This is a genomic window from Halalkalibacter oceani (genome assembly GCF_040544555.1).
In the GTDB taxonomy this organism is placed as follows: domain Bacteria; phylum Bacillota; class Bacilli; order Bacillales; family Bacillaceae_D; genus Halalkalibacter; species Halalkalibacter oceani.
Window position 1 is genome coordinate 14846 of record NZ_JBEPKD010000033.1, and the last position, 24155, is coordinate 39000.

The following is a 24155-nucleotide window of genomic DNA, read 5'->3' on the forward strand; positions in this document are numbered from 1 at the left end:
ATTGAACATGGCAAACCTAAAAGGGAAAGTGGCGTTAGTAACAGGAGCAGCGCATCCGCTGGGGATTGGTCGTTCAATCGCGGAATACCTTGGCAAAGAAGGAGCCGAAATTCTCATCGGAGACATTGATCAAAGGCACATGGAGCAGGCTGTGAAGGATTTTGCTGATCTTGGAATAAAGGCTACTTGTTACGATATGGATGTTAGTCAATTATCAGAAGTCGAAAAGACAATCGAAGCGATGATGAAGCAAACAAATGGAATTGATATTTTAATTAATAATGTCGGGGGAACGAGCCGGATTAGCCGGAGTGAATTGGGGGAAGAAACAGATCAGAAAAGGTCAGATTATTTAAGTATCTCAAATGCTACAGTAGAACAATGGAACAGGATTTTGAATGTAAACCTGAATAGTGCTTTTTATTGTTCCAAAGCGGTCCTTCCCAGCATGAAAAAACGCCGGTTTGGCAAAATTATTAATTTCACTTCGGTTGCCGGACAAAGAGGGGTGTTAAAGGCGGAAACCTTTACCTCAGGCCCGTATGCAGTGGCTAAATCAGCAATTATCGGATTAACACGACAACTGGCTTTGGAAACAGCTGAGTATGGGATTCAGGTCAACGCTGTTTCCCCAGGTTATGTGCGTTCAGCTAGAGGGCAGGCGCTGGATCAATTACCGAAAGAGCAGTATGACGCTTTGATCAGCTCAGTACCGCAAAATCGATTTGCAGAGCCAGAGGAGGTAGCTGGTGTTGTACTTAGCCTTTGTACAGACTCCTTCAAGTATGTTACCGGTCAGACAATTAACATAAACGGGGGAATGTATTTCAATTAATATATCAGTGTAAAGAACAGGCACGGAAGGTAACTTATCCGGCCTGTTCTTTAATGATTAAAGCTAACTCAGTGATATCAAACGGTTTCCTTATATCCCATTCTCTTTGAGATCTTCCTTGAAGCATCCATTGTTAATTCTTTAATCTTTTCCAGTTCATCTTCGGCAAGCTGAATCGTCGGGGAAAGAACACCGATAGCCGCAATGATCTCTTGATTTGCGCCAAAAATCGGGGCCCCGATACCTGTAACGCCCATAGTCGTTTCATCTGCTTCGATAAACACTTGCTCTTGCTTGATCATTTCTAATCTTTTTCGAATCTCGTCAATATCCGTAGTCGTTTGGGGCGTATAAGAATCAATCGGAATGCTTAGAATCTCCTCGATTCGTTGTTTTGGTTTGTAAGCAAGGATTACAGGCCCAAGAACACCATAAATGAAAGGGCGCCGTTGACCAACTTGTGAGGAGAACTTTAAGCCGACATATTTTTCTTTTTTGAAAACGTAAACAATTTCATCCTCGTCTTCAACAGCCATGACAACAGTCTGGTTCGTAATATTGTGCAATTCCGTTAAGATATCCTCAGCCTCCTGGCGGACATCCAGCGTAGATGCCAGCGCGGTGAATTCAATTAACCGCAGGCCCGGCTTATAGTGGGCTGTCGCAGTTTCAAATCTTACAAGTCCTTTTCCCTCTAAGGTGCAGAGAATTCGATAGACGGTTGAACGAGGTATGTTTGTGATACTTGACAGTTCCTCAAGCGTAAGAGAAGGCTTTTCAGGAGTAAAAGCTTGAAGCACTTCAATTGCCCTTTCTATAGAGCGGATAGGGGTTATATTTACATCGCGCAATCTGTTCACATCCTATATCTTGAATATCGTAATTATTCTAAGTATACAATATTCTTCTTTTTACTGAAATCAAAAATGAAACAATTATCTCGAAAATCATTGATTGTCCCATTTGGCAACGTAAAAACAATTCTAAATATTAAAAGTAGACTAAAAATATTGACGGAGCAAAAACCTTCTGTTATATTTTAAATATAAAAATGAGATTATTATCTCGTTAAGTGAGATGAAGAGAAGGTGATCATTGGTTAGCTCTTAAATTTAGTTGAAATAGCTTGCTGGTAGTAGGGTCGATAAGGAATAAAGCTCTTAGCGATGTCTTTATATAGTTCATAAAAGGAGGAAACGGGAATGTGCGCAGCTTTTTCTTATACTGAAGAAAAAATTGATGTAAAAGGTACAAAGGTCCGGTTGTTACGAGCCGGAAAAGGAAAGCCAATTCTTTGGTTGCACGGAGCAAATGGGGGAGGCTGGAATCCATTTTTGGAAGAACTATCTTTACGATATGAAATATTGGCTCCTGATCATCCTGGATTTAGTGAATCGGAGAAATCAGAGGATATTGATACAATAGATGATCTAGCTTTTCATTATCGTGATTTCCTTGACGCGATCAATTATGAAAGGGTTTCCGTATGTGGGAATTCGATCGGGGGCTGGTTAGGACTTCAATTTTCTTTAATTCAGTCTCATCGAGTAAATAAATTGATAGTTTGTAACGCAGCAGGTGTCAATATTCCAGGTAAGGAAGGTCTTGATCCATTTGGTATGACCATCCATGAATTGTTCGGACGGCTATTCTATGATAAAGCGAATATCCCGAATATCCCGCCACTTGATGAGATGCCTATAGAAATGCTAAGGAATCGGGCGATGCATGCCAGACTTTCCTGGCAGAAGGGTTATGATCGCAAATTATTAAAGCGCTTACAAGGACTTGATGTAGAGACGTTAATTGTCTGGGGAAGACATGATGAGTTAATCCCAGTAGAAAATGGAGAAAAGCTACATAAGGCGATCCCTCAATCAGTCTTTACGATTATTGAAGAATGTGGACATTTGCCTTATGTGGAGAAGCCTCACGAATTTTTAAATGAAATTGTATCTTTCGTAGATTAAAAAATAGAAGGAGTGAAGAAAATGGTTGAAGTATTTGCTTTTCATTTAATGCCATATATGAATATGCCCGATGACTTTAATGAAAAATTTAATAGCGCCTGGGTGAATTTTTCAAATTCTCATTTTGACCCTGAAGTAGCAAATAAGCTCTATAATTTGTATCTGGATGAATTAGAGTTTTGCGAGACGATGGGTTTCGATGGAATTGGAGTTAACGAACATCATCAAACGGCTTATGGTCTTATGCCTTCGCCAAATGTCATGGCGGGGACGTTGGCTCGAAGAACAAAAAATATAAAAATCGCCATCCTTGGAAACGCAATTTCCCTGCATGAACATCCTCAACGGGTAGCAGAGGAAGTGGCGATGCTTGATGTCATTACCAAAGGGAGAATTGTCTCTGGTTTTGTACGGGGAATTGGAGCGGAATCTTATTCATTCCGACTAGACCCAACGAAATCGAAGGAAAGATTTTTTGAAGCCCATGACATTATTATCCAAGCATGGACGCAGGATGGACCGACTTCCTATCATGGAAAACATTATGACGCTTTTAATATTAATTGTTGGCCTCGGCCGTATCAAAAGCCACATCCACCAATTTGGTGCCCTTCGCAAGGAAGTAAGGATACAATTCGCTTTGCTGCAGAGAAAAAATATAAATATTTGCAAACATTCAGCTCGATTAAAAGCGTAGAACGGTCATTTAATTATTATCGCGAGTGCGCAGAGGAGTTTGGCTATACTGCTTCACCTGAACAACTGGGTTGGTCCCTGTTAACCTATTGTGCTGAAACAGACGAAAGAGCATACGAAGAGGCGGAAGAACATGCTATGTATTTTTTTGACAAGTTAATGGTCATGCCAAGAGATTTCTTCTTTCCTCCGGGCTATATTTCGGAAGAATCATTGCAAAATATTTTGAAATCAAAAGCTGGTTTAGGGACACCTGGAGCTTTGAAGTTTAAGGATCTGGTAGAAAGCGGATATATTCTAGTCGGTTCCCCTGAAACGATACGCCAAAAATTAACCGAATACCATAAGACACTGGGATTTGGTGTATTGAATATGAATGTACATTTTGGAAACATGCCTCATCATCGTACGATCAAAAACATTGAATTGTTAGGAAAAGAAGTGTTACCAGCACTTAAACAATTATCATAAGAGAATGCTTCAGATCTGATTTTTTCTAAGTGCAATCAAGTCGGGAGAGGCGGGGTGGTCATTGAAGTTGGCGCAAAAGGTAGCTGTGATAACCGGAGCTGGTTCGGGAATTGGAAAAGCTACAGCGTTGCTGTTTGCAGAGCACGGAGCTACGGTTATTATTGCGGATGTTGATAAGGAAAAAGGCTGGTCGGTTCAACGTAAGTGCAAGTCGAGAGGATTTGAAGCATTATTTATTGAAACAGATGTCACTCTACCTGTTCAAATTCAGCGATTAATCGAAAAGACCATCTCCCAATTTGGCCGAATTGATATTTTTATGAATAATGCGGGAGCGGGGCATCCTTTTCAACCGATTGAAACAGTGGATGAAATAACGCTTAATCAACTTATAAATGTGAATGTTAAAGCGCCCTTTATCGGGTGTCAATATGTCATTCCTATCATGAAAAAACAGAAAAAAGGCAATATTCTGTTCACGTCCTCTATGACTGGGGTGCGGCCTATGTCCGGTACGAATTTATATGCGATGACGAAAGGTGCGGAAATAACATTGGCCAAGGCATTAGCAGCTGAATTGGCGGGCGAGAAAATTCGGGTTAACGTGATTGCTCCAGTAGCAGTTGAGACACCAATGCTTGATAAATTTATCGAAGATACTGAAGGTACACGAGATAAGGTTTTGGAAAGAATTCCTCTGAAAAGATTAGTAGCCCCTGAAGAAGTAGCGAAAGCCGCTCTTTACCTAGTATCAGAGGATGCAGAAATGATGACAGGAACTGTACTGCAACTTGATGGGGGCAGAGGACTATAGAAAGTAAGTGTGTATGACTTGGCAAAATCATTTATTAGCGAACGAAATCCGCTGAGAGAGGCTATGTCAATTACACTAGCGATGAGAGGGGAATTTGTATGAGTTTAACTAAGATTAGGAGTACAAATAAACAATTCTTTCTACTAATTCTGCTGTTTGTTTTCATGATGTTGGCGGCCTGTAGTGAAGGAGGAGGCAGTGCTGGAGGACAGACGACGACAGAAACACAGGGTACTGAACCTCCGGCAGGAGTTACAACGGAAACCATTAATTTCGCCACTTCGCCGGTAGGAACATCTGCTAACGCAATGGGGAATGGTCTTGCCAGTATGATTAGTAACAGATCAGAGGTCTCGGTTACGATTCAACCGTATTCTGGGGTTAATGGTTGGGTGCCATTATTGAATACAGGAGAGGTAGCACTAGGAGCAGATAGCGCCATTGATTTAGTGTGGGCGTTTCAAGGAGAGGAAACGGCCGGCTATGAAGAAGCCATTCAAGAAATGCGTTTACTAGTCAGGGGGAATTTTTTATCGGCAACTGGACTTGTAGTAAGAGAAGATTCTGGTATTAAGTCGATAGCTGATTTGAAAGGAAAAAGAGTGGCGGCAGAATTTCCAGGATCAGCTGTCGGTTTAGCAATTACAGAAGCTGCTTTATACGCAAATGGGTTAACATGGGATGATGTTCAGCCTGTTCCGATCCCTACGATTGTCGCTGGTATTGAAGCTCTTCAGGATAATCGTCTTGATGCGACATTTGCTTTAGTGCCGACAGCGCCGGTAATGAGTGAAGCTCATAATGCGACAGGCTTGTACGCCCTTGATTTTATTGATGGGTTTGAACCTGGCCAACTTGATGACATTCCTCAGGAGCAGGTTGATGAAATTTTGCAACGTCTTCCGATTGCGGAAATGACAACGGTCCAACCAGAAGGCTATATACAAGAAGAGACGATCGGAATTCGGTATCCAAATTATATGGTGACTTCCACTCATTATTCGGATGAAACTGTTTATGAGATGATGGAGGCATTATGGGAGAATTATGAGGAATTGCATTCCGTCCATCCATGGCTGGAAACATGGGAGCCTGACTTAATGTTTGATCCTAATCCAGAAGTGCCTTATCATTCAGGGGCAGTTCAGTTTTTTCAAGATATTGGACTTTGGAATGATGAAGTAGAACAAAAGCAGCAAGAATTGTTAAATGGAATTTCATAAAGGTTGATATTAGATAGAAAATCAAATATAGCATTCCAATTCGCTAGTTTAGTAACGAAGGGACTTATCCTTTTACCTTGTAAGGATAAGTCCAAAGCCATGACATGATGCAGAGGGTTCTTTGACACCTTTCCTCGAAAAAGAGCGTTGTCCGAAAGCGAAACCGGTCTACAGTTTGTTCATTAACATGTAGGAGGGCAAATAATTTATGAAAGTAGATGCAAACAATCAGAAGATTGTACCATTAGAGGAGGTAAGGGAGAAAAGCAGCGGGAACGATAAGTATCGGATGTTCAAAGGTCGTTTCCCGAAAATCGTCGTTACGACGATTTTCTTTCTGATTCCACTAGTCGGGATCATGTATGTTTTAGGATTACATCAAACGTTCGGATTAACTCTTTATGCCGAACAATATATTGGGTTATTTTTGGCCCTTATTTTATGTCCGGTTTTTCTTTATATACCTGCGACTAAACATTCTTCAAAAGAGAAGGTTCCCTGGTATGATTGGGTTCTTTCGGTTCTTGGGTTATATGTCGGGCTTTATTTACTTTTCTACTATCCTGACATTATCATGAGAATGACGTACGTCTCCACTGAACGCTTTTTGGTAAGTACAATTTGTGTACTGCTAATTATGGAGGCGGTTAGAAGAGTGCTTGGTCCGGTCCTTTTGATTATCATTGCTGTGTTTCTGTCATATGGTTTTCTTGCCCCATATTTGCCAGGAGTTTTTCGAGGAAGTAAAACATCACCGGATCAACTTTTTAATTATCTCTATATTGATCCAAGCAGCATGATGAGCATGCTTAACCTGGCGGCTACAATTGGATTGATTTTTATTCTGTTCGGACAAATTCTGCTTTATTTCGGCGGAGCAAATATTTTGAATGATGTCGCTTTCTCGATTTTTGGACGTTTTCGAGGAGGACCGGCAAAGGGGGCAATCGTCGGTTCAAGTCTAGTTGGCTCTGTAACTGGGAACCCTGTATCCAATGTATTATTAACCGGAACCGTGACGATCCCTTTAATGAAGAAAAGCGGCTTTAGTGCAAATCAAGCAGGTGCCATTGAATCGGTTGCTTCGACGGGGGGACAATTAATCCCACCGGTTATGGGAATCGCGGCTTTCATTATTGCGGAAACACTCGGTGTTCCCTATACAGAAGTGGTGCTGGCTGCTTTAGTCCCGGCTATAATGTATTATCTCTGTCTTTTCTTGCAAATTGATTTATTTTCAGGTCGTGAAGGAATTACCCGATTGCCAAAAGAAAAAATTCCCGTTCTTCGTCATGTCCTGAAAAAAGGCTGGCTCGTCATACCGCCTTTTGTCGCGCTAGTATATTTTCTATTCTTTCAAGGGTATACAGCTACCGTTTCCGGGCTCTATGCCTCGGTTGTTGCTTTGATCTTTCTGGCATTACAACGAGAGGTATTTCAAAAGTTATTCAAACTGCTCTGTGATGTTTTTGTTGATACTGGGAAAATGATGATAGAAATCACGATTGTCCTTGCAGCCGCAGGGATCGTGATGGGAATTACAGGAATAACGGGACTTGGGTTTAATATAGGGGTTATTCTTGCGAGCTTTGCTGAATATGGATTGTTTGTTTTATTAGCAATGAGTGCCATTGTTTGTATTCTACTCGGAATGGGGTTGCCTTCGGTAGCAGCGTACGCACTGGTTGCTGTTCTTGTTGCACCCTCCCTTATTGAACTCGGTGTCGATCCTATGGCGGCCCATTTGTTCGTCTTTTACTTTTCGATTTTGTCCAATTTCACACCACCGGTGGCCGTTTGCTGCTTTACAGCGGCGCCTATAGCAAAAGGTGATCCTTATAAAATCGGCTTCAGATCGATGCAATTAGGATTGGTTGCGTACTTAGTTCCATTCTTATTCGTCTATGCTCCTGAATTATTGCTCAGATACGAACCAATTGTTTCATGGAGTGAAACTATTGGTTCGATCATTGTTTCTCTAATTGCTTGTTACTTACTGGCTATAACCGTAGAGGGATTCTTATTCCGGCGTTTATCCGTCATAAAACGTGGTGCAGTTGCCATTTTAGCTATATGTCTAGTAATGCCGCCTTCCATCTTGGAATATAGTTTGTTTGTAAATATAATCGGGTTTATTGGTGCTGTTCTGTTTATTTTGCTGGAATGGCTATTTTATAAAAAAACTGATTTGGCCATTCAGAGTTCAAAGAGGAGCATCATGTAAGACGGAAGACAGTGCTGTGTCAGGTTTTCATAAATTCGAAGCTGGAGGAGATCGCCATGAAAGATGATGTACTTAAGACTGCTTTTCAAGGCTGGGATCAACTCAGTGCAACGGAGGAAGAGGTACTTGCCTATGAGGCGCGCTTGAAGCAAGTGCTGGATGAAGAAGCGGCTAAGCGTGAGGCGGAGCTAAGAGAGCAGGAGGCTTTGCAAAAAGGGTTAGAACAGGGCAAAAGAGAAGGGGAACGGGAGCGGCTCATTCGTTCGACTGTCAACTTTTTAGAAGCGAGGTTTCCTGAAGAGGATAAAGGGACCATACTTGAACGGCTAAATGCGATGACTGACATCGAAGAGCTGGATCAACGGCAAAAGGAAGTGTTCAGAGCCGAATCATGGGCTGAGGTCAAACGTATTTTGTAAGAAAAAGTCATGGAGACGTATTAAAAAAGTTTCATCCAAGGGTGATGAGGACGGAGAAGCCTCGTTACCCTTTTTTATTGGCTCAACAGGAGGAAAGAAGCAGCCCGGAAGCGAATGCTATCATTGTACGGAATCTTCCGAAAAGGGGCTGAGTCTGATGAAGAAAGCGACAGAGACGTTGTTGGTCAATTCATTTATCGATGGAGTGCTGGACCCTGAAAAAGAGATGCTAGGACCGGTTAAGGATGGAGGACATATTATCGCCAACACGGCGCCCGGCTGCTGGGGACCGATGATTACACCGTGCATTCGCGGCGGGCATGAGGTGACGAAGCCGGTCTATGTTGAAGGGGCGGAGCCAGGTGACGCGATCGTGATTAAGATTCATTCGATGCATGTGACATCGCTGGCGACAGCGTCGGGCAATGATCAGCCGGTCGATGGCCGCTTTCTCGGCGATCCTTTCGTCGCCGTGCAGTGTCCGGAGTGCGGTACGCTTTATCCTGATACGGTGATTGAAGGAATCGGACAAGAGGCGATCCGCTGCGCAGCCTGTCATGCGGATGTGACGCCGTTTGTTTTTACAAATGGCTATACGATTGGTTTCAGCGAAAACGGCGATGTCGGTGTGACGCTGGCAAAGGAAGCGGCAGAAACAATCGGGCGTGATGGGCGTGCCTATATGAAAACGCCTGATGCCTCTGTCCAGAATCCGATCGTTACTTTTGCGCCGCACGATTTAGTTGGCACGGTCGCTCGGATGAGGCCGTTTTTAGGCCAGCTCGGCACCACGCCGTCGAAGCCGCTGCCCGATTCGCATAACGCCGGTGATTTCGGCTCGTTTCTCGTCGGGGCGCCGCATGAATATGCAGTGACACAGGAGGAACTGGATGAGCACCGCACGGACGGACATATGGATATTAGCCGGGTTCGGGCTGGCGCGACATTGATTTGTCCTGTGAAAGTCGCGGGCGGCGGCGTTTACCTCGGCGATATGCACGCGATGCAGGGGGATGGTGAAATTGCCGGTCATACGGCTGATGTTTCCGGTATCGTGCATTTGCAGGTGCACATTCTGAAAGGCGTAAACCTTGAAGGGCCGATTCTTCTGCCAAATGAAGAGGATTTGCCTTATACGGCTAAGCCGTTTACGGAAGCCGAGCTGAAATCAGCACGTGCCGTCGCTGCGCAGTGGGGAATGAAGGAGCTTGAAGAGTCGCTGCCGATTTCTGTTCTCGGCACTGGCCCGACGTTGAATGCGGCAACCGACAATGGGCTAAAGCGTGCGGCTGATCTATTTGGTGTAACCGTTCCGGAAATCATGAACCGAGCGACGATTACCGGCTCGATCGAAATTGGTCGCCACCCTGGCGTTGTGACGATTACGTTCCTCGCACCGAAGCCTTATTTACAAAAGGCGAAGCTTCTACAGGTCGTCTCTGCTCATTGTAAACGAGAATAACGACGTTGATAAACGAAAGGCGGCGGCAAAGTCTGGATTATCGGACTAAACCGTCGCCTTTCTTAGCTTTGAAAGCTGTTTTACTCAATTTTCCTCACAGGAATCCAGATTTCACTTTTAAATGCCGGCGAAGTCGTGTCCTTTCCTTCATTCCAAAGAATTTCAGGGCCTTTCGTCTGCTCGTAGCCGGAGGTCGGAAACCACTCCGAATAGATGCGTCCCCAAATGTTTTGCAACGTCTCTGGAAATGGGCCGACTGCTTCAAATACCGCCCATGTTGAGGCGGAAACCTCAAGCGCTGAAAGCCCGTCCGGACAAGCCGCTGTTGTCGCGACGCCGATATAATGATCGAGCTCCCCCTCTTCACGCATTCGGCCCTCTGAGAAGTTGGTCGAAGCGCTTATCATGCCTGCTGGAGTAAGATTTGAAAGCCCCTTTAACGTAGTAATTGTCTGTTCATCAAGCGAAGCCCACATGGCGGCGATCTCAGGGTTCACCCCGTGAAACACAATCGGCACGCGCTTCTTAAGACCGACGATCCGGAAAGCGTCTTTTTCTTCAATGCGGTAATTCATTGCTTCTCCTCCTTCAATTGTAAGCTGGAAGGTCATTCTCGGGAAAGACTTGAGCGGCTGGCTCAGCTTTCTCGCCTCCGATGGTGTCACGCCGTGAACGGTCTGAAAAGCCCGGCTGAACGCGTCAGGAGAGCTGTAGCCGTATGTAAGCGCGACATCAATTACTCTGAGCTGATGATGCTGCAGTTCAAACGCGGCGAGAGTCAGCCGGCGGCGCCGAATGTATTCTGATAAGGTGATCCCGGCGAGAGATGAGAACATTCTCGTGAAGTGATACGCCGAGCAGGAAGCAAACGCGGCGGCGCGCTCAACATCAATCTCCTCTGTCAGATGATCCTCAATGTATTGCATCGCGTTGTTCATCCCCTCAAGCATGTTCATGCAAATAACCTCCCTTACAAATGAAAGTATACCAGCTCACGACGAGCAAGATCCGTCAATGACTGCCCGAATTTGTCGGATGGAAAGAAGCATCGTTTTAGTGCTGTCGGAATCTTAAAAATGATGATGACCTCTATGCTAATTTTATCCGAATGTCAGAGGAGGTACACATAAAACTGTCTACTTACATTCTACTTATAGATTGGAATAAAATGAGCAGTAGTATGGCCTTATTGTGCTCCCTTTTTTAATAGAGATTTTTTTAGGTGAATCTGAAAAAAATAGAGTAGGAAATATGAGAAAATGGATTTATAATGTAAGAAGATTTCGAAAATACCGAGAGGAGTAAAAAGTATGAAAGGGAAAGCGGGAAAGCGTGCTTTAAGTTGCCTTATTAGTTCTATCGTCTTTTTTCTTATTTTTTTTAGTGTGATGCCGCCGGCTTTTGCCGCTGGGAAAGGAGAGCGTTCTTTTGTCGTCGACAACGTTGTTGGTGATGTCTTCATTCAAAAGGCGGGAGGAGCAAAAGAAGTGCTGGTTTATCCTGGCACGATTTTTCAGGAAGGGGATATGCTTCGTACGGAAGACGGTTCCTCGGCAACAATCAGCAGCAAGGATCGTGATGATTCGCTTGTCCTGACTGAAAATACCGAGCTGTATGCCGCAACGCTTTCTGAAAGAAATGGTGTAAAACAAACGAGGCTGCAAATGCTGGCAGGCTCGGTTTATGCAGAGGTGGAACCGCTTTATGAATCGGCCGATACATTTGAAATTGTCAACTCGGAGGCCGCTTTTTCGGCGCGGGGAACCCATTTTTCAATTTCGATTGATCCGGTAACGGGGCTTCCGACTACTTATGTTTATTCGGGCGTGGTTACCACGCAGTCGCTGAGACCAACGGATTATCCAGCATTAATAGCATATCCTGGTCAGCAGATAAATGCCAATTCAAATGCTTTAGCGAGAAATGCTGTAGTTAGCCAGTTGGATATTAACCAGCTTCCCGATCAAATAAAAGAGGAAGCCCTCCGCATGCTGTTAGAGAATAAGGAAAGAATTGAGCAGGAAAACGAGCAGAGAAGGCAGGATATCATAAATGGCTACGCTAGTCAGGATTGGTTGGCTATGGATGAAGACGGGCCGGATCCCGAAGAAGTGGACCGACTTTCCCGAAATCTAGAGAACCTTGTCGGGAATATTATAAAACAAGCATTGGAAAGTGGAACGGTAGATAGAGAATGTATGGAGCAGCTGATAGAGGAGATAAATAATCAAGGATCTTCTTCTCCAATTGATCTCGATAATGTCCCGCCACTGGAGGATCTTAGAGGTGAAGGGGCAAGACAGGCGCTGGAAGAACGGGAGCGCCTGAATCAGCAAAAAAGAGAAGAGCAGGAACGACGCGAGCAACAAAGGGAACAGTATGAGGAGCGGAACAGAGAGCTGTTAGAAAGAATACAGGAGCAGCAACGTCAGCAGCAGGAAGCGAACGAGCGGGCGGCTGAGGAAGCGAGAAATAACGCACTCAATCGTTACCTCGAGCAGTTGCCGGAAGCAGATCGAATGCGGTTTGAAGACGCAGATCGGCTGCGCGCGGAGGAACGGGAGCGAGCTCAGCAGGAGCGGGAGCAGCGGCAACCGTCAGCGCCACCACCACCGCCATCTCGTCCGCCAAGTGGTGGTTCAGGGGGAGGCGGTGGAAGCAGTCCTTCACCAACTATTGTAGAGGTCATTCAGCCGGAGCCGGTTAAGATTGAAGCGGGTGCAACCTTTACTCCTCCTACACAAGTCGAGGTGATGATGAGTAATGGAACGACTCGGAATGCACCCGTGCAGTGGAATAACGCCATTGATACATCGACGTATGGCTACTACACGCTCACCGGTACGATTGCTGGTCTAGGAAGAGAAGTGACGTTGGAAGTTACGGTATTTGCCCCTTATGGTGACATTGATGTGGGGCCTGAACAGACAGCCATTCCATTACAAGGTGGGTCGATTGAATTTAATGATCCCTATATATCAGATGAAGGGGGAGGTGTGAACGTTTTACCAGTTGAATTTACGGAGCAATTAATAACCGGCCTCAATCCTGCAGGGGCAGTGTTGCAGTACGAGGTATTTGGAATAGAAGGTGGCAGCACTAAGCTGCAATTTATCGTAGAAGATGGAGCAAATGAAGACGAAGTAGGTATTTTCTATCGTGAGGGTGATGATGACTGGACCTATCAGCCGACGACGATTGAGAATGGAATCGCGAGTGCGACGGTGGAAAACATTAACGGAATATATGGTGTCTTCTATGCTGAGAAGGCGGAACTTTATGATTTCCCTGTAAGCTTTGGACTTATTGATAAGGAATTCATGATCAGAAATTCCGAAGAGCCATACGATCCAGCTGTAGAGGGTCATTTATATTATCAAACAACAGACGGGCGATGGGAGAAAATAGATGAAAGCTTCGTCATTAATGCTACGGAATGGAATGGCAACATAAAAGTAATTTATTCGAACCGCTTATTCAGTGAGACGAAGCATATCCCATTTACATTTATTGAAGAAGGCACGCTAAATAGGGAGGAAGAGGAAGGCGAAGACCAAATGACGGCAAAAATCGTTTTCTCAGGACCGGTCGAGCGTGATGGTAAGCAGCTAATTGTAAATGGTCTTCGATATGATGTGAAAGTTTATAATTCGGATGAGGAACCCCCTTTGGATATTGTAGCACTGGATTTAATTGAGGAGGATGAGCTGTTGATTACACTTCAAGGAACCAAAGATACGCTGATTGTCAGCTTTAATTCTGTCGACGGGTCTGAACAAATTAAAGAAGAAGTTAATTCTAGTGCCGCTGATGATAGCTTATAGAAAGTAGGGAGAACATGATAAAGCGAATAAAACTCTTTCTGCTCCTGACAATAATCTGGCTGGGAGGCGGAGCAAGCATCGCTGCCGCTGAGCCGATTTACGGCGAAGACGGTGCGCTTCTTTCAGAAGTTGCCGTCTATCTCGGCAGCGGGCAGTATACACATGAAAATGGTCAATTGCTTGAGGCAGGAGTCAGAATGCCTCAAGGAATAGCCCTCCTTCCTGATGGATCACTGCTTGTCGCTGATACACGCAATCAGCTGATCAAGCTCGCAAAAGGTGGTCAAGTGACGACCTATGCTGGAATAGAAGGGCTGCCGGTTGATGCTTATGGGCTTCCTGTCGGCGCTTTGCTTGACGGCGCGGCCGAGGAAGCGACATTCCAGCGTCCGCAAGGAATAGCGATCGCCGAGGATGGGACAGTATACATCGCCGATACAAATAATCATGCGATCCGGCGAATTTCTCTGTCTGGGGAAGTGACGACTGTGGCTGGTGATGGCGTTGCCGGCAGCAGCGACGGAGCCGGCGAGGAGGCCCGCTTTGATCATCCATCGGATGTCGCTGTTGCCGACGATGGAACGATTTATGTCGCCGACCGTGGCAACCATCTCATTAGACGGATCGTCGATGGAGAAGTAGAGACGTTGACTGCGGCTTCAGAGCGTTATGTCGAAGTGGTGGAGGGCGTGCCTTTGTTGGCCGGTGATTATGCGGATGGGACGCTGGCCGAAGCGAAATTTAATGAACCTTCTGGCCTGGCGCTGGACGACGCTGGCAATCTCTATGTAAGTGATACTGGCAATCAACTGATTCGCTACATTGATTTGGCGGCTGGCGAAGTGACGACCGTGGCCGGAGATGTCACGGCGGCACGGCAGCTTGAGCAGGGTCAGGAGCTTTTTGCGAGGGGAGGCTTTGCTGACGGTGCGGCGCATGCAGCTCGTTTCCATGCACCGCGAGGGCTGGCGGCAACAGCTGATGGCGGCGTTGTGATTGCCGACAGTCTCAATCATGCGGTCCGTTATTTGCACAACGGTACGGTGAGCACACTGGCTGGCAGCGGGGAAGGTCTGGCCGGGGACCGGGATGGCATGAATGGCCATAATTTGCTCAGGGAACCGACCGATGTCGCGGTAAATGAGAACGGTGATATGTATATTGCTGATTCTGGAAACAACCTGATCAAAAGGTGGTCGCTGTACAAGTTGCCGGAGCTTCCGCAAAATGAAGAGATCAAGGTCGTTTACGGACAGGAGCGGATTGTATTTGATACGCAGCCTGAGCTGAAAAATGGCCGGACGATGGTTCCTGTCCGCGCCGTTGTCGAAGCTTTTGGCTATACGAGCTCCTATCAGTCGCAAACCGTAACGCTGCGCAAAGGAAACACCTCGATTGACATGGAGGTGGGCAGCCGGACGATGAAGGTGAAAACGGAGGATGAGACCTATACGAAAGAGCTTGATGCAGCTCCGTATATTGAAGGGGATCGTTTTATGGTTCCGTTACGCTTCTTCTCTGAGGAGTTCGCGCTTGATGTCCAATGGCATGCCCCGTTAAAAACAGTTATATTACGTGATAAATAAGAATGGTAGATAGAGCCAAAAGGCTGATTGAGGCGGCGAGTGACGTCTGCGCGGGTACTTACTTTGCGCGGTACGGAACCGCCGTCTTTTTTCGCCGCCTGATTAAAAATCCTGAAGTGGTTTTTAAAACGTGCTGAAGCACTCAACCATAAAGTATGCAACAACTCTTTTTGCGAAAGGTCACTTACAGAACCAGCTGGGTTATTTTCTCATACGGGTAAAATTTATATAGGCATTCGCCGTTTCAAGTATAGGCAAACATACATAGAGTACGAAAGGATTCATTAACTGCGGGGCAGGAGGAAACGTTCAGATATATCATCTGTCTTACTCTCATTCAGTGCGCTGGCACACTCTTCTGGGTCCACTACTAGTAAGTGGGGAAGGAAAGAAAAGCCCCACCGGAGGAAGTTTCACTTTATTTGCAGTTTTCAAGATTTGGGCGGATAGGCAAGCTACGAAAACGGGCTACAGGCAGTAAGTTACTGTATAAGCAAAGGGGTGAGAAAAATGGGTAGGCGAATCAAACATACGGAAAATGACGTGAATGCTTTAGCAAGGCTCATGCTGGCGGAGGCCATTGGTGAAGGCGCCGAAGGAATGGAAATGGTTGGAACGGTTGTAGCCAATCGGGTTGAGGCAGACTGTGAGCCGGACTTCGCCAATTTACGTAATATCCGACATGCTATTTATCAAACGATACCGGGAACGGAAATTCCTCACTTCGAGCCTGTTTTAAATGGAGCCTTGTATACACAGCGTCCTACTGAAGAAGACCTCCAGAGAGCTAGAAATTTGTTGCAAGGTCATAGGAACCCACGGTCCCGAATGAATTTGTGGTTCTTTAATCCGAGTCCGGGGCAAACATACCGAGAGCCTTGCACGGCTACGATGCCAAGATCCCCTATGACACAGTTCGACTTTGCACACAAGAATCATTGCTTCTATGTCGGTGTACCGGGCTACTGCCCAGAGTTTTATAGATAAATGAAAAAAGGAGATGGCTTTCTCGTGAATAATGGAAATTCTAGTTTTTATCCAATGAGCAATCAGACTGGTTTTCAACCAGCTACTATGATGGGGAGCGATGCCCCGCAAAACTTTAACGGCCTCCAGGCGGGTATACCTTCTGGACCTGCGTATTCTGTGCCGGTTGTTCCGATGGGAACTGGGCAGCAGCTACCGACAGGCAGGATTGAAGAATCGTTTATCGAAAATATCCTGCGCTTCAACAAAGGTAAGGTTGGTACTTTCTACTTTACGTACCAAGGGAACAGCGAATGGAATGCTATGGTTTACCGTGGTCGTATTGAAACAGCTGGCCGTGACCACATCATCATCAGCGACCCTGCTAGCGGTAAACGCTACTTGCTGATGATAGCAAACCTTGACTGGGTAGAATTTGAAGAACGAATTAACTATCCTCACACGGAAATTAGTCCGGAAATCCAGGCGACCATGGAAGTATCGGAGTAATGGAATAGAACACTAAAAAACAAGCTGCCAATGATCGGTGGTATATGGACGGAAAGCATTTTTTGAAAGAGTGAAAAGAGATAAGGAAGCTAACAAGAGCCAGTAATATTGGCTCCTTCAGACTTTTTTTAGGTTCATGGCAACAAGCGTCCCCTGCATCAAATTTTTTTCACTCTTTTCAGGTTTGTCAAACGCAACCCAAGCTTTTGTTTCAAATCTGTAAAGACACGTTCCATCGTTTCTTGACGCTTTGTGTAAATCTTTATTTCTATCTGTATGCCGTTAGTGTCCGGCTTCATCCTGCCAACTGTCCCTTATTAAATTCTACTAGAAAAAGCGGGCGGGATGGGAGGGCCGACTCCTGCAGGAGGAGAGGGCAGGTTGAAATCCACCGGCGTGCCGGTTAGTTCAACGCCCTCCTGCGGAAAGCGTGCCCCCCATCCCGGGAGCGAGGTCGAAGAGCTAAACCCTGACTACCGAAAAAGCCTGTCGACCGTCTCGCTTTTGCGAGACTTTGTCGACAGACTGAAAGAGCCAGTATATTGGCTCTTTATCCTGTTTAAATATATGTAGGTCTTATTTATTTTTATGGATTATATAAGAAGATGGATGTAATTTGAAACAATTGAAATGAGCCTTGCTACGAAGATGTAGGAAGGCTCATATCTTTTTTTGTACAAATGGGTTATGTCATATAGCCATGCTACAATAAAGGAACCAAATCAATCGAAAGGAACCGATTTATGTATTTAAAGAGAATAACTTTATTGCGTGACGACATTTCCTCATTTGACCGTTATCCTTATTCAATTCCGGCGATTAGCAGCTTGAACGAGCTTGAGCTGACGAAAAGCGTGACGTTTTTCGTCGGGGAAAACGGGTCAGGCAAATCGACGCTGCTTGAGGCGATTGCCGATAAATGTGACTTTCATACAGCGGGAGGGGGACGAAACAATTTTTATGAGGTGCATGCGGCGGAGGCGTCGTTAAGTGAACATATCCGTCTGTCGTGGATGCCAAAGCTGACAAACGGGTTCTTTTTACGGGCGGAATCGTTTTATCAGTTTGCGACTCATATTGAGGAGGTTGATGAGAATGGCTTTAAAGATTATGGCGGTCGTTCGCTTCATCAGCAGTCGCACGGGGAGTCCTTCCTCTCGCTTTTTCTCCATCGTTTTAAAGGAAAGGCGATTTATTTGCTTGATGAACCGGAGGCGGCCCTCTCACCAGCGAGGCAGCTGACATTTTTAAGGATTATGCGTGATTTAACGGCGAATAAGCAGGCTCAGTTTATCATTGCTACCCATTCGCCGATTTTATTAGGGTATCCGGAAGCGGATATTTTCAGTTTCGATGATGGCCGCATCTCTTTAACGAGATATGAAGAAACGGAACATTATCAACTAACGAAATATTTTCTTCAGCATCGCGAGAAAATGCTGGCTGAGCTTTTTGCCGATGAGTGACTATTCTGCTGGCGATCCAGGTGGAAAGTATGCAGGAGGCACCTTGAGCCAACCGCGTTTTTTCATTGATGCTTTTAAAATAGCGGATACATTGACCGCTTCCATTTGGAATTTCAGTAGCATTATACTGACATCATTTCGGACCGATTGTGAGATTCCAGTGGCACATAAGGTGATAGAGGTAGCCAGCTTTGCGCTGACGGCACTGGCTATTTCCGAGTCGGTCTTTTTTGCCCCTTCTGGGATGGCTCGTGGGTCAGAGTCCGGCTTTTGTTCAGAGGCTGGCGGAAGTGGGACGCCTTCCTGTTGCAGGAACTTTTTTAGTGTTGTCACTTGATCACTGCACTTGCTTTGAATCTTTTTAAGAAGCTCCTGCAGTTCGGTATCTTCTGTCGTATTTAAGCAAATTTGTTCAAGCACCACGGTTTCTTCTAACAAGGCTAAATACGTCCAGCAAGTCATCACCTCTCCCACATGTATAGGTGGTTTACTATCATCGTCGTATAAGCTATGTAGAACTTTTGTTAAGGCTTCGACTGCATGAATCGGCATGGAATCATCTCCCCTGTAATGGAATCGTTGCAAGCTGATTTAATTTAGAAAGTATGCGGCGGGATGAAAGAATCAAAATGGTACTGAATAGGCAGGTGAGTAATGTACTGCCAACCCCCATCCAAATAAGAACTAAAAGCTTTTTATGGTAATTCGACATAAAAGGTGGCTCCTTTTTCAAGTTGTGTTATTAGTAATGACCAAAGATAAGACGATTATACGAAAAACAGAAGGCTATTTATTGAAAATGATTATCAATTATCCTTTGACAAATGAAATTACACAGTTTATCATAATTAGTAATGATAATCGTTATCAGTTATTTGTAGGGAGAAAGGAGGATTAAACTCAAAGGAGTTTCTTTTTTTGTTTGTTTTTTAGTGATAATGATTATCTATATCAATAAAAAGGAGGAAATGGAGAGCTGTGAAACACGATAAAGCTAAAAGGTCTGGTCTTATTGTATTCTTTTTCGTAATCGCTTTTATTGTCACAACCGTTGCTCCTGTCTCGGGGGAAAGCTGGTATTCGACTGAGGTGGAGGAGTTAACGGAACGAGGTATTCTTAAACCGGGGCAGTTTATCGCCGATGCAGAGATTACGCGTGCTGAATTTGCATCGCTCATCATGCGTGCCTTACCACTTGAGGAGGAGCTGTCTGCTTATTCCTTTCCTGATGTTGAAGAGGAAAAACATGATGTGGAAGCCGTCCGGGCTGTCACTGCTGCCCAAATGATGAACGGGTATCCGGATGGAAGCTTTCGCCCCGAGGACAGCCTGACTCGGGCTGAAATTACCAAGGTTCTCTCACTAGCCTATCACATTGAGCCAGGCGGGAAGGAGCTACCTTTTTCTGATCTGTCTGATTCCCATTGGGCGGCAAATTACATAGCAGGGCTGGTGTCAGAAGGAATTGTCACAGGAGTAACACCCGATCTTTACAAGCCGGATGAGACGCTAACATGGGCCCAGGCGGCCGTGCTCATTCATCGGGCAAATGAAGCGACAAGGGAGACCGTTCCAGTTCCAAATGAGACAGCGACCGAAATTGTTGAAGTCGAAGCATTAAGCTCGGATGGACGGTTTCTTGAACTGACCTTTAGCGAGCCGGTTCATTCGGTTGATAAATCGCAATTTTCTATTTTTCATACAGCCTCCGGGCAAAAGCATGGCGTCGAGAGCATCGAGCTAATGGAAGACGGCCGAAAAGCGCTCGTCACAATGTATCACGGGGCGGGACTGCTCGCTGTGGCAGATTACACAATTCAATATACCGTGGCAGGAGAAACGAGCACGTATCATTATTATCGCAACGAGTATCTTCGGATTCCTAAAGCTAAAATAACGGAAGTCGATGTGACGGACAGAGAGATCAGCATTTCCTATGGAAATGGGCAAAAAATCATACTAGAGGTGCCTGCGGAGATAGAAATCGATTTTGTGGATGCCTTTAATCGGGAAGCCGATATTTGGCACAACAGCTTAGGGGAACTGACTCTTTACAAATTGACGAATGAGGCCAAGGATGTTAAAAAGAACAGCAAATTTATCAACCAATTTAAGCTGGATGAGTTTATCTATATCGAAGGGCTTGAAGGCACGACGGTCCGCGGCTTGCATGATGAAATCGATTTAGCCGATTATGATGTCATTGTTAAAGGTCATAAAACAATTAGCGCGGAAGAGGTGAAGCAAGGTGACCTCCTCCTATTCAACAGCAGCGACAAGGTGGTGGAAGTGTGTACAAACCTCCTTACAGGCAGAATTGACGCTGTCTTTGCAGACGGTGTCGACATTGACGATGACTTCTATGAATATGACGGTTATTACTGGGCTCAACGGGATGAACGTCTCTATGATTTTGACTTAAAAATAGCGGAAGAGCTTGAAGGACGCCGGGTCACCGTCTTCTTAAATAAGGACGATGATGTTGTGTTTGTAAAGAGGTAATGGAAGATAACTGGATAGAGAAAAGAGCAGGTGAAAAGGCATAAGCCTTTCGATTCTGCTCTTTTTGTTTTGCAGGAAGGGTGATTAGTATTATTGACCAGATTAAGGATAAATCTCTCAATCTCGCTAACCTTTAGTGAGTCTTCCATCAATGCACGATTGAATAAAAGGTTTAATAAATCTAAGATGAACATGTACTTCGAACTGAGCTTGTCTTTTACATTCATTTCATCGCCAATTATTTTTGGGAAAGTAGAGACAAAATACATAAAATAATCTGAAATTCTCAAAAAGTGAACAAAAGTAGTTTACGAGACGAGAATTTATGGTAGATGAATGAAGGGGGTCAGTGAATTCTATTGGGAATGCTGATCAGGATTGGATGCTGGATCGGAACGGAGTCACTGTCACTTTGATTATTTTCTTACTAATAAGGAGGAATTATTTTCGATGAACAAGCACTCTAAAGCGTACCGTAAGTATATGGCGACAGGAATCGCGACGGCTATGGTGGCCACGATTGCTGCGCCGGTTGTCTCTCCATTGACTGTAAGCGCAGACGCCAGTCAGTTCTCTGATGTTGATGAAAATGCTTGGTATTATGATAATGTAAATTATTTGGTTGACAAAGGAGTTCTTGGCGGCTATACAGACGGTACACTTCGTCCATTAGGAACGTTGACTCGTGCAGAAGCTGCAAAAATGATCGCCGACTCACTTGAGATTGGTACAGATGCAAACGCAACCCTTAATTTCACAGATACAAAGAACGGTGTATGGTACACAGCTCCAGTCGCAGCGTTAGTAGAACGCGGCATTCTGAACGGCTTCCCGGATGGATCTTTCCGCCCGAATGCTACCGTAACCCGTGCTGAATTTGCTGTAATGGTAAAGGCTGCGTATATGCTTGAAGCGGAAGAAGGAACAGGAAACAACACGACGTTCCCGGACGTTGTAGCTGGTTCTTGGTATGAAGGAGCAGTTGAAACGCTTGTTAATCTTGGAATTGTTGGCGGTCGGACAAACGGAACCTTTGATCCGGGCGCAACGGTGCTTCGCGCTGAATCAGCTGCGTTCTTACACCGTACAGAAGTACCGAGCGAGCGGATTGGCTACGAAGAGGAAGATGAAGAGCTGAGCCTCGGTAATGTGGAAGTGGCAACAAGCAACACAGGCGTGACAAACGTCAGCGTTGATGTTGCTGGTGCAACGGCCGGACTTGGTGCTACAATTGAAATTTTTGCAAATGGCGATACAGATGGAGAAGCTGCTTATTCTGAGTCTGTTCCAGTTGAAGCAGGTGTCGCTGCAGCTGATTTCAGCCAGCTTCCACTAGGTGATTATGTCGCCCGTGTTACAGTCGGCGAAGATGAAGAGGCGCTGACAGCTGAAGCGGAATTTACTGTTGAGGCGCTTGAAATCGAAGAAATTGTTGGAACAACAACAACTGTCGATGCGGAAGCAGAAGAGCAGTTCTTAACATTCTCAGTGAACGGTGAAGCTCTGCCAATCGCTTATCTCGAAGATATGGGCTATGAGTTTGAATTCCTTGCTTCAAATGATGATGTAGTTGCTGATGCACGTACGGGAGAGCTTGATGCAGCGAGCCTGCAAGCAGGTGAATCTTTCGATTATCAAGTAAGAGTAACAGGAGAGAATGACTTCGAACTGACGTCTGACGTGACAACTGTGAGCGTTGAAAGCTTCGCAACATCGATTGTGTCAATTGACGGCGCAGACATTCTTTTCAATGATGATGTCAACAGCGAAAGTGGCGTGATTAGTACATCTGATGATAACATCAGCCTTGCTGATATTGCTGTTGAATACCGCGATGGTGAAACAACTCGCTTAGCTGCCGATCACGTGGAAGGTGGAGAGCGCGTATTTGAATTCTCTTCTTCCGATCAGACGGTTGCCTTAATTGACGAGGATGGCGTGATTACGCCAATTTCTGATGGAGACGTGACATTCACGATTACAGCTGGCGGCGTTGACTATGAAGTTGAAGCGACTGTGACCTCTGAGGAAAGAGAAGCGACAGAAGCTGAAGTTTCCAAGGATGAAATCGGTCTTGTTATCAACGGCACTGATAACTTCGCTTTAACGGTAAGAGACCAGTTTGGCGATGCGGTAAAAGGATTTGCTGAATCGATTGAAGCTGTTGAAAACAGCGATGAGGAAACGATTCTAACAGCTGCCTATGATCCTGCTGACGGTACAGACCGTGAAGGAAAAGTTGTCGTGGATGTAAGCGCAGATAGCGCCAACGAAGGGACTGGCACATTGGAAATCGTCAATGAAGCAGGAGATGTTTTGGCTTCCCTTGATGTAACTGTTGATGCAGACCTTGAGGTTGCCAGCCGCTCGATTGAGCTTGTCAATCCATCCAGAGATGTAGAAGTCGATGTGAATCCGTTCAATGCCGATAACAATACACTTGAACTTGTTCTTAACGAGTACAATGAATCAGGCTTGAAGATCGGCGGTCATAACTTCAATGCGGAAGGTCGTTATACGATTGAATCTTCAAATGAGGACGTGCTTGAAGTAGGAGGCACACCGGCCGCTGATTCAACGGATGGTCGCTTCACGGTGGAAGCTGTTGCTGAAGGTACGGCAACGGTTCAAGTGAAAGAAGGATCAATCGTTCGTTATGAGACAGAAGTGACAGTCGCTGACACAACACCTGCGCTTGCTGGAGCATCATTCGTTGATGGTCTTGACATCACATCAACAGAAGCGTTAGCTGTTGAAGACATCATTGATTCTCTTACTTTCTCAGGTGAAAGAGGAGAGGCTGAAGTGACTTACGCGGTTAGTGATGACAATGAGTTAGTCATTAGCCTAAGTGATGACAATGAGACAGTAAGTGTCGCGACAATCAGCGCGTTCTCTGTGAACGTGAGCGATGCCGGATTCTATACTGATGAAGATGGTGACATCTTCTTAGGTGATGCAGAATTAGAAAGCGGCTTTGCTGCTGGTACGGAAGGCTCCATCGTTCTTCGTCTTAACCGCAGTGGTGCGAACAATGCGTTAATTACGACTGTTGTTACTGTCGATGTTAACTAAAAATTGTAAATGAATGAAAGAGACTAACTATATAAAGTCAAGCAGTAATAGGAGAAGGGTAAAGCTTTCGTAAAATAGAAATGTAAGCATGACAAAGAAGCCTATAATGGCC

19 protein-coding genes and 1 pseudogene are annotated in these 24155 nt (G+C 45.2%); 16 read left to right on the forward strand and 4 right to left on the reverse strand.

The window, feature by feature from the left end:
* The first annotated feature begins 7 nt into the window (after positions 1 to 7).
* The gene (locus ABMB67_RS21385; protein WP_354573251.1) at positions 8 to 835 is read left to right on the forward strand and encodes an SDR family NAD(P)-dependent oxidoreductase; all 828 of its coding nucleotides are present in this window, start codon (positions 8 to 10) and stop codon (positions 833 to 835) included.
* Between the two features lie 77 nt (positions 836 to 912).
* Here the strand turns inward: ABMB67_RS21385 and ABMB67_RS21390 are convergent, their stop codons facing one another.
* On the reverse strand, positions 913 to 1686 hold the full coding sequence (locus ABMB67_RS21390; protein WP_354573252.1) for an IclR family transcriptional regulator: 774 nt from the start codon (positions 1684 to 1686) through the stop codon (positions 913 to 915).
* A gap of 351 nt (positions 1687 to 2037) precedes the next feature.
* Between ABMB67_RS21390 and ABMB67_RS21395 the strand changes: the two genes are divergently transcribed.
* The 7 genes from ABMB67_RS21395 to ABMB67_RS21425 all read left to right on the forward strand — a co-directional run bounded on the left by ABMB67_RS21395 (position 2038) and on the right by ABMB67_RS21425 (position 10114).
* A complete protein-coding gene (locus ABMB67_RS21395; protein ID WP_354573253.1) occupies positions 2038 to 2805 on the forward strand; it encodes an alpha/beta fold hydrolase in 768 nt (255 codons plus the stop codon).
* Between the two features lie 21 nt (positions 2806 to 2826).
* On the forward strand, positions 2827 to 3972 hold the full coding sequence (locus tag ABMB67_RS21400) for an LLM class flavin-dependent oxidoreductase (RefSeq protein WP_354573254.1): 1146 nt from the start codon (positions 2827 to 2829) through the stop codon (positions 3970 to 3972).
* A 67-nt stretch (positions 3973 to 4039) separates the two neighbouring features.
* Complete coding sequence (locus tag ABMB67_RS21405; protein ID WP_354573255.1) at positions 4040 to 4786, forward strand: SDR family NAD(P)-dependent oxidoreductase; 747 nt, start codon at positions 4040 to 4042, stop codon at positions 4784 to 4786.
* A gap of 98 nt (positions 4787 to 4884) precedes the next feature.
* Positions 4885 to 6009 (forward strand): TAXI family TRAP transporter solute-binding subunit, encoded by a 1125-nt coding sequence (locus ABMB67_RS21410; protein WP_354573256.1) that lies wholly within the window; start codon positions 4885 to 4887, stop codon positions 6007 to 6009.
* A 208-nt stretch (positions 6010 to 6217) separates the two neighbouring features.
* Complete coding sequence (locus tag ABMB67_RS21415; RefSeq protein ID WP_354573257.1) at positions 6218 to 8233, forward strand: TRAP transporter permease; 2016 nt, start codon at positions 6218 to 6220, stop codon at positions 8231 to 8233.
* A 56-nt stretch (positions 8234 to 8289) separates the two neighbouring features.
* Complete coding sequence (locus tag ABMB67_RS21420; RefSeq protein WP_354573258.1) at positions 8290 to 8652, forward strand: hypothetical protein; 363 nt, start codon at positions 8290 to 8292, stop codon at positions 8650 to 8652.
* Between the two features lie 157 nt (positions 8653 to 8809).
* Positions 8810 to 10114, forward strand: coding sequence for an acetamidase/formamidase family protein (locus ABMB67_RS21425; RefSeq protein WP_354573259.1), 1305 nt, complete (start codon positions 8810 to 8812; stop codon positions 10112 to 10114).
* Positions 10115 to 10194: 80 nt separating this feature from the next.
* Here ABMB67_RS21425 and ABMB67_RS21430 read toward each other — a convergent pair whose 3' ends face one another.
* Complete coding sequence (locus tag ABMB67_RS21430; protein ID WP_251224356.1) at positions 10195 to 11070, reverse strand: AraC family transcriptional regulator; 876 nt, start codon at positions 11068 to 11070, stop codon at positions 10195 to 10197.
* 354 nt (positions 11071 to 11424) lie between these two features.
* Between ABMB67_RS21430 and ABMB67_RS21435 the strand changes: the two genes are divergently transcribed.
* The 4 genes from ABMB67_RS21435 (at position 11425) to gerQ (ending at position 17000) form a co-directional block, all read left to right on the forward strand.
* A complete protein-coding gene (locus tag ABMB67_RS21435; protein ID WP_354573260.1) occupies positions 11425 to 13938 on the forward strand; it encodes an Ig-like domain-containing protein in 2514 nt (837 codons plus the stop codon).
* Positions 13939 to 13952: 14 nt separating this feature from the next.
* Positions 13953 to 15524 carry a stalk domain-containing protein gene (locus tag ABMB67_RS21440; protein WP_354573261.1) on the forward strand — a complete coding sequence of 524 codons (1572 nt, stop codon included), beginning with the start codon at positions 13953 to 13955 and terminating at the stop codon, positions 15522 to 15524.
* 510 nt (positions 15525 to 16034) lie between these two features.
* A complete protein-coding gene (locus tag ABMB67_RS21445) occupies positions 16035 to 16511 on the forward strand; it encodes a cell wall hydrolase (protein WP_251224359.1) in 477 nt (158 codons plus the stop codon).
* Between the two features lie 24 nt (positions 16512 to 16535).
* The gene (gene gerQ / locus ABMB67_RS21450) at positions 16536 to 17000 is read left to right on the forward strand and encodes a spore coat protein GerQ (protein WP_354573262.1); all 465 of its coding nucleotides are present in this window, start codon (positions 16536 to 16538) and stop codon (positions 16998 to 17000) included.
* Between the two features lie 120 nt (positions 17001 to 17120).
* Here gerQ and ABMB67_RS21455 read toward each other — a convergent pair.
* Positions 17121 to 17263: pseudogene (locus tag ABMB67_RS21455) on the reverse strand (transposase); the annotation flags it as partial.
* A gap of 118 nt (positions 17264 to 17381) precedes the next feature.
* Between ABMB67_RS21455 and ABMB67_RS21460 the strand changes: the two are divergent.
* Positions 17382 to 17573, forward strand: coding sequence for a hypothetical protein (locus tag ABMB67_RS21460; protein ID WP_354573263.1), 192 nt, complete (start codon positions 17382 to 17384; stop codon positions 17571 to 17573).
* Positions 17574 to 17743: 170 nt separating this feature from the next.
* Positions 17744 to 18466 carry an AAA family ATPase gene (locus tag ABMB67_RS21465; RefSeq protein ID WP_251224361.1) on the forward strand — a complete coding sequence of 241 codons (723 nt, stop codon included), beginning with the start codon at positions 17744 to 17746 and terminating at the stop codon, positions 18464 to 18466.
* On the opposite strand, the gene ABMB67_RS21470 is transcribed toward ABMB67_RS21465, so the two are convergent.
* Positions 18467 to 19018, reverse strand: a complete 552-nt coding sequence (locus ABMB67_RS21470) for a DUF3231 family protein (RefSeq protein ID WP_354573264.1) — start codon at positions 19016 to 19018, stop codon at positions 18467 to 18469.
* Positions 19019 to 19444: 426 nt separating this feature from the next.
* Here ABMB67_RS21470 and ABMB67_RS21475 point away from each other — a divergent pair, with 426 nt between their 5' ends.
* A complete protein-coding gene (locus tag ABMB67_RS21475) occupies positions 19445 to 20968 on the forward strand; it encodes an S-layer homology domain-containing protein (protein ID WP_354573265.1) in 1524 nt (507 codons plus the stop codon).
* A 450-nt stretch (positions 20969 to 21418) separates the two neighbouring features.
* Entirely contained in the window at positions 21419 to 24043 is a 2625-nt protein-coding gene (locus tag ABMB67_RS21480) for an S-layer homology domain-containing protein (protein WP_354573266.1), read from the forward strand.
* Positions 24044 to 24155 lie beyond the last annotated feature (112 nt).

Bases quoted from the DNA above. Each gene is read 5' to 3' on its own strand.
- ABMB67_RS21385 (WP_354573251.1), top strand. From the start codon at position 8: ATGGCAAACCTAAAAGGGAAAGTGGCGTTAGTAACAGGAGCAGCGCAT.
- ABMB67_RS21395 (WP_354573253.1), top strand. From the start codon at position 2,038: ATGTGCGCAGCTTTTTCTTATACTGAAGAAAAAATTGATGTAAAAGGT.
- ABMB67_RS21400 (WP_354573254.1), top strand. From the start codon at position 2,827: ATGGTTGAAGTATTTGCTTTTCATTTAATGCCATATATGAATATGCCC.
- ABMB67_RS21410 (WP_354573256.1), top strand. From the start codon at position 4,885: ATGAGTTTAACTAAGATTAGGAGTACAAATAAACAATTCTTTCTACTA.
- ABMB67_RS21415 (WP_354573257.1), top strand. From the start codon at position 6,218: ATGAAAGTAGATGCAAACAATCAGAAGATTGTACCATTAGAGGAGGTA.
- ABMB67_RS21420 (WP_354573258.1), top strand. From the start codon at position 8,290: ATGAAAGATGATGTACTTAAGACTGCTTTTCAAGGCTGGGATCAACTC.
- ABMB67_RS21425 (WP_354573259.1), top strand. From the start codon at position 8,810: ATGAAGAAAGCGACAGAGACGTTGTTGGTCAATTCATTTATCGATGGA.
- ABMB67_RS21430 (WP_251224356.1), bottom strand. From the start codon at position 11,070: ATGAACATGCTTGAGGGGATGAACAACGCGATGCAATACATTGAGGAT.
- ABMB67_RS21435 (WP_354573260.1), top strand. From the start codon at position 11,425: ATGAAAGGGAAAGCGGGAAAGCGTGCTTTAAGTTGCCTTATTAGTTCT.
- ABMB67_RS21440 (WP_354573261.1), top strand. From the start codon at position 13,953: ATGATAAAGCGAATAAAACTCTTTCTGCTCCTGACAATAATCTGGCTG.
- ABMB67_RS21445 (WP_251224359.1), top strand. From the start codon at position 16,035: ATGGGTAGGCGAATCAAACATACGGAAAATGACGTGAATGCTTTAGCA.
- ABMB67_RS21465 (WP_251224361.1), top strand. From the start codon at position 17,744: ATGTATTTAAAGAGAATAACTTTATTGCGTGACGACATTTCCTCATTT.
- ABMB67_RS21470 (WP_354573264.1), bottom strand. From the start codon at position 19,018: ATGCCGATTCATGCAGTCGAAGCCTTAACAAAAGTTCTACATAGCTTA.
- ABMB67_RS21480 (WP_354573266.1), top strand. From the start codon at position 21,419: ATGAACAAGCACTCTAAAGCGTACCGTAAGTATATGGCGACAGGAATC.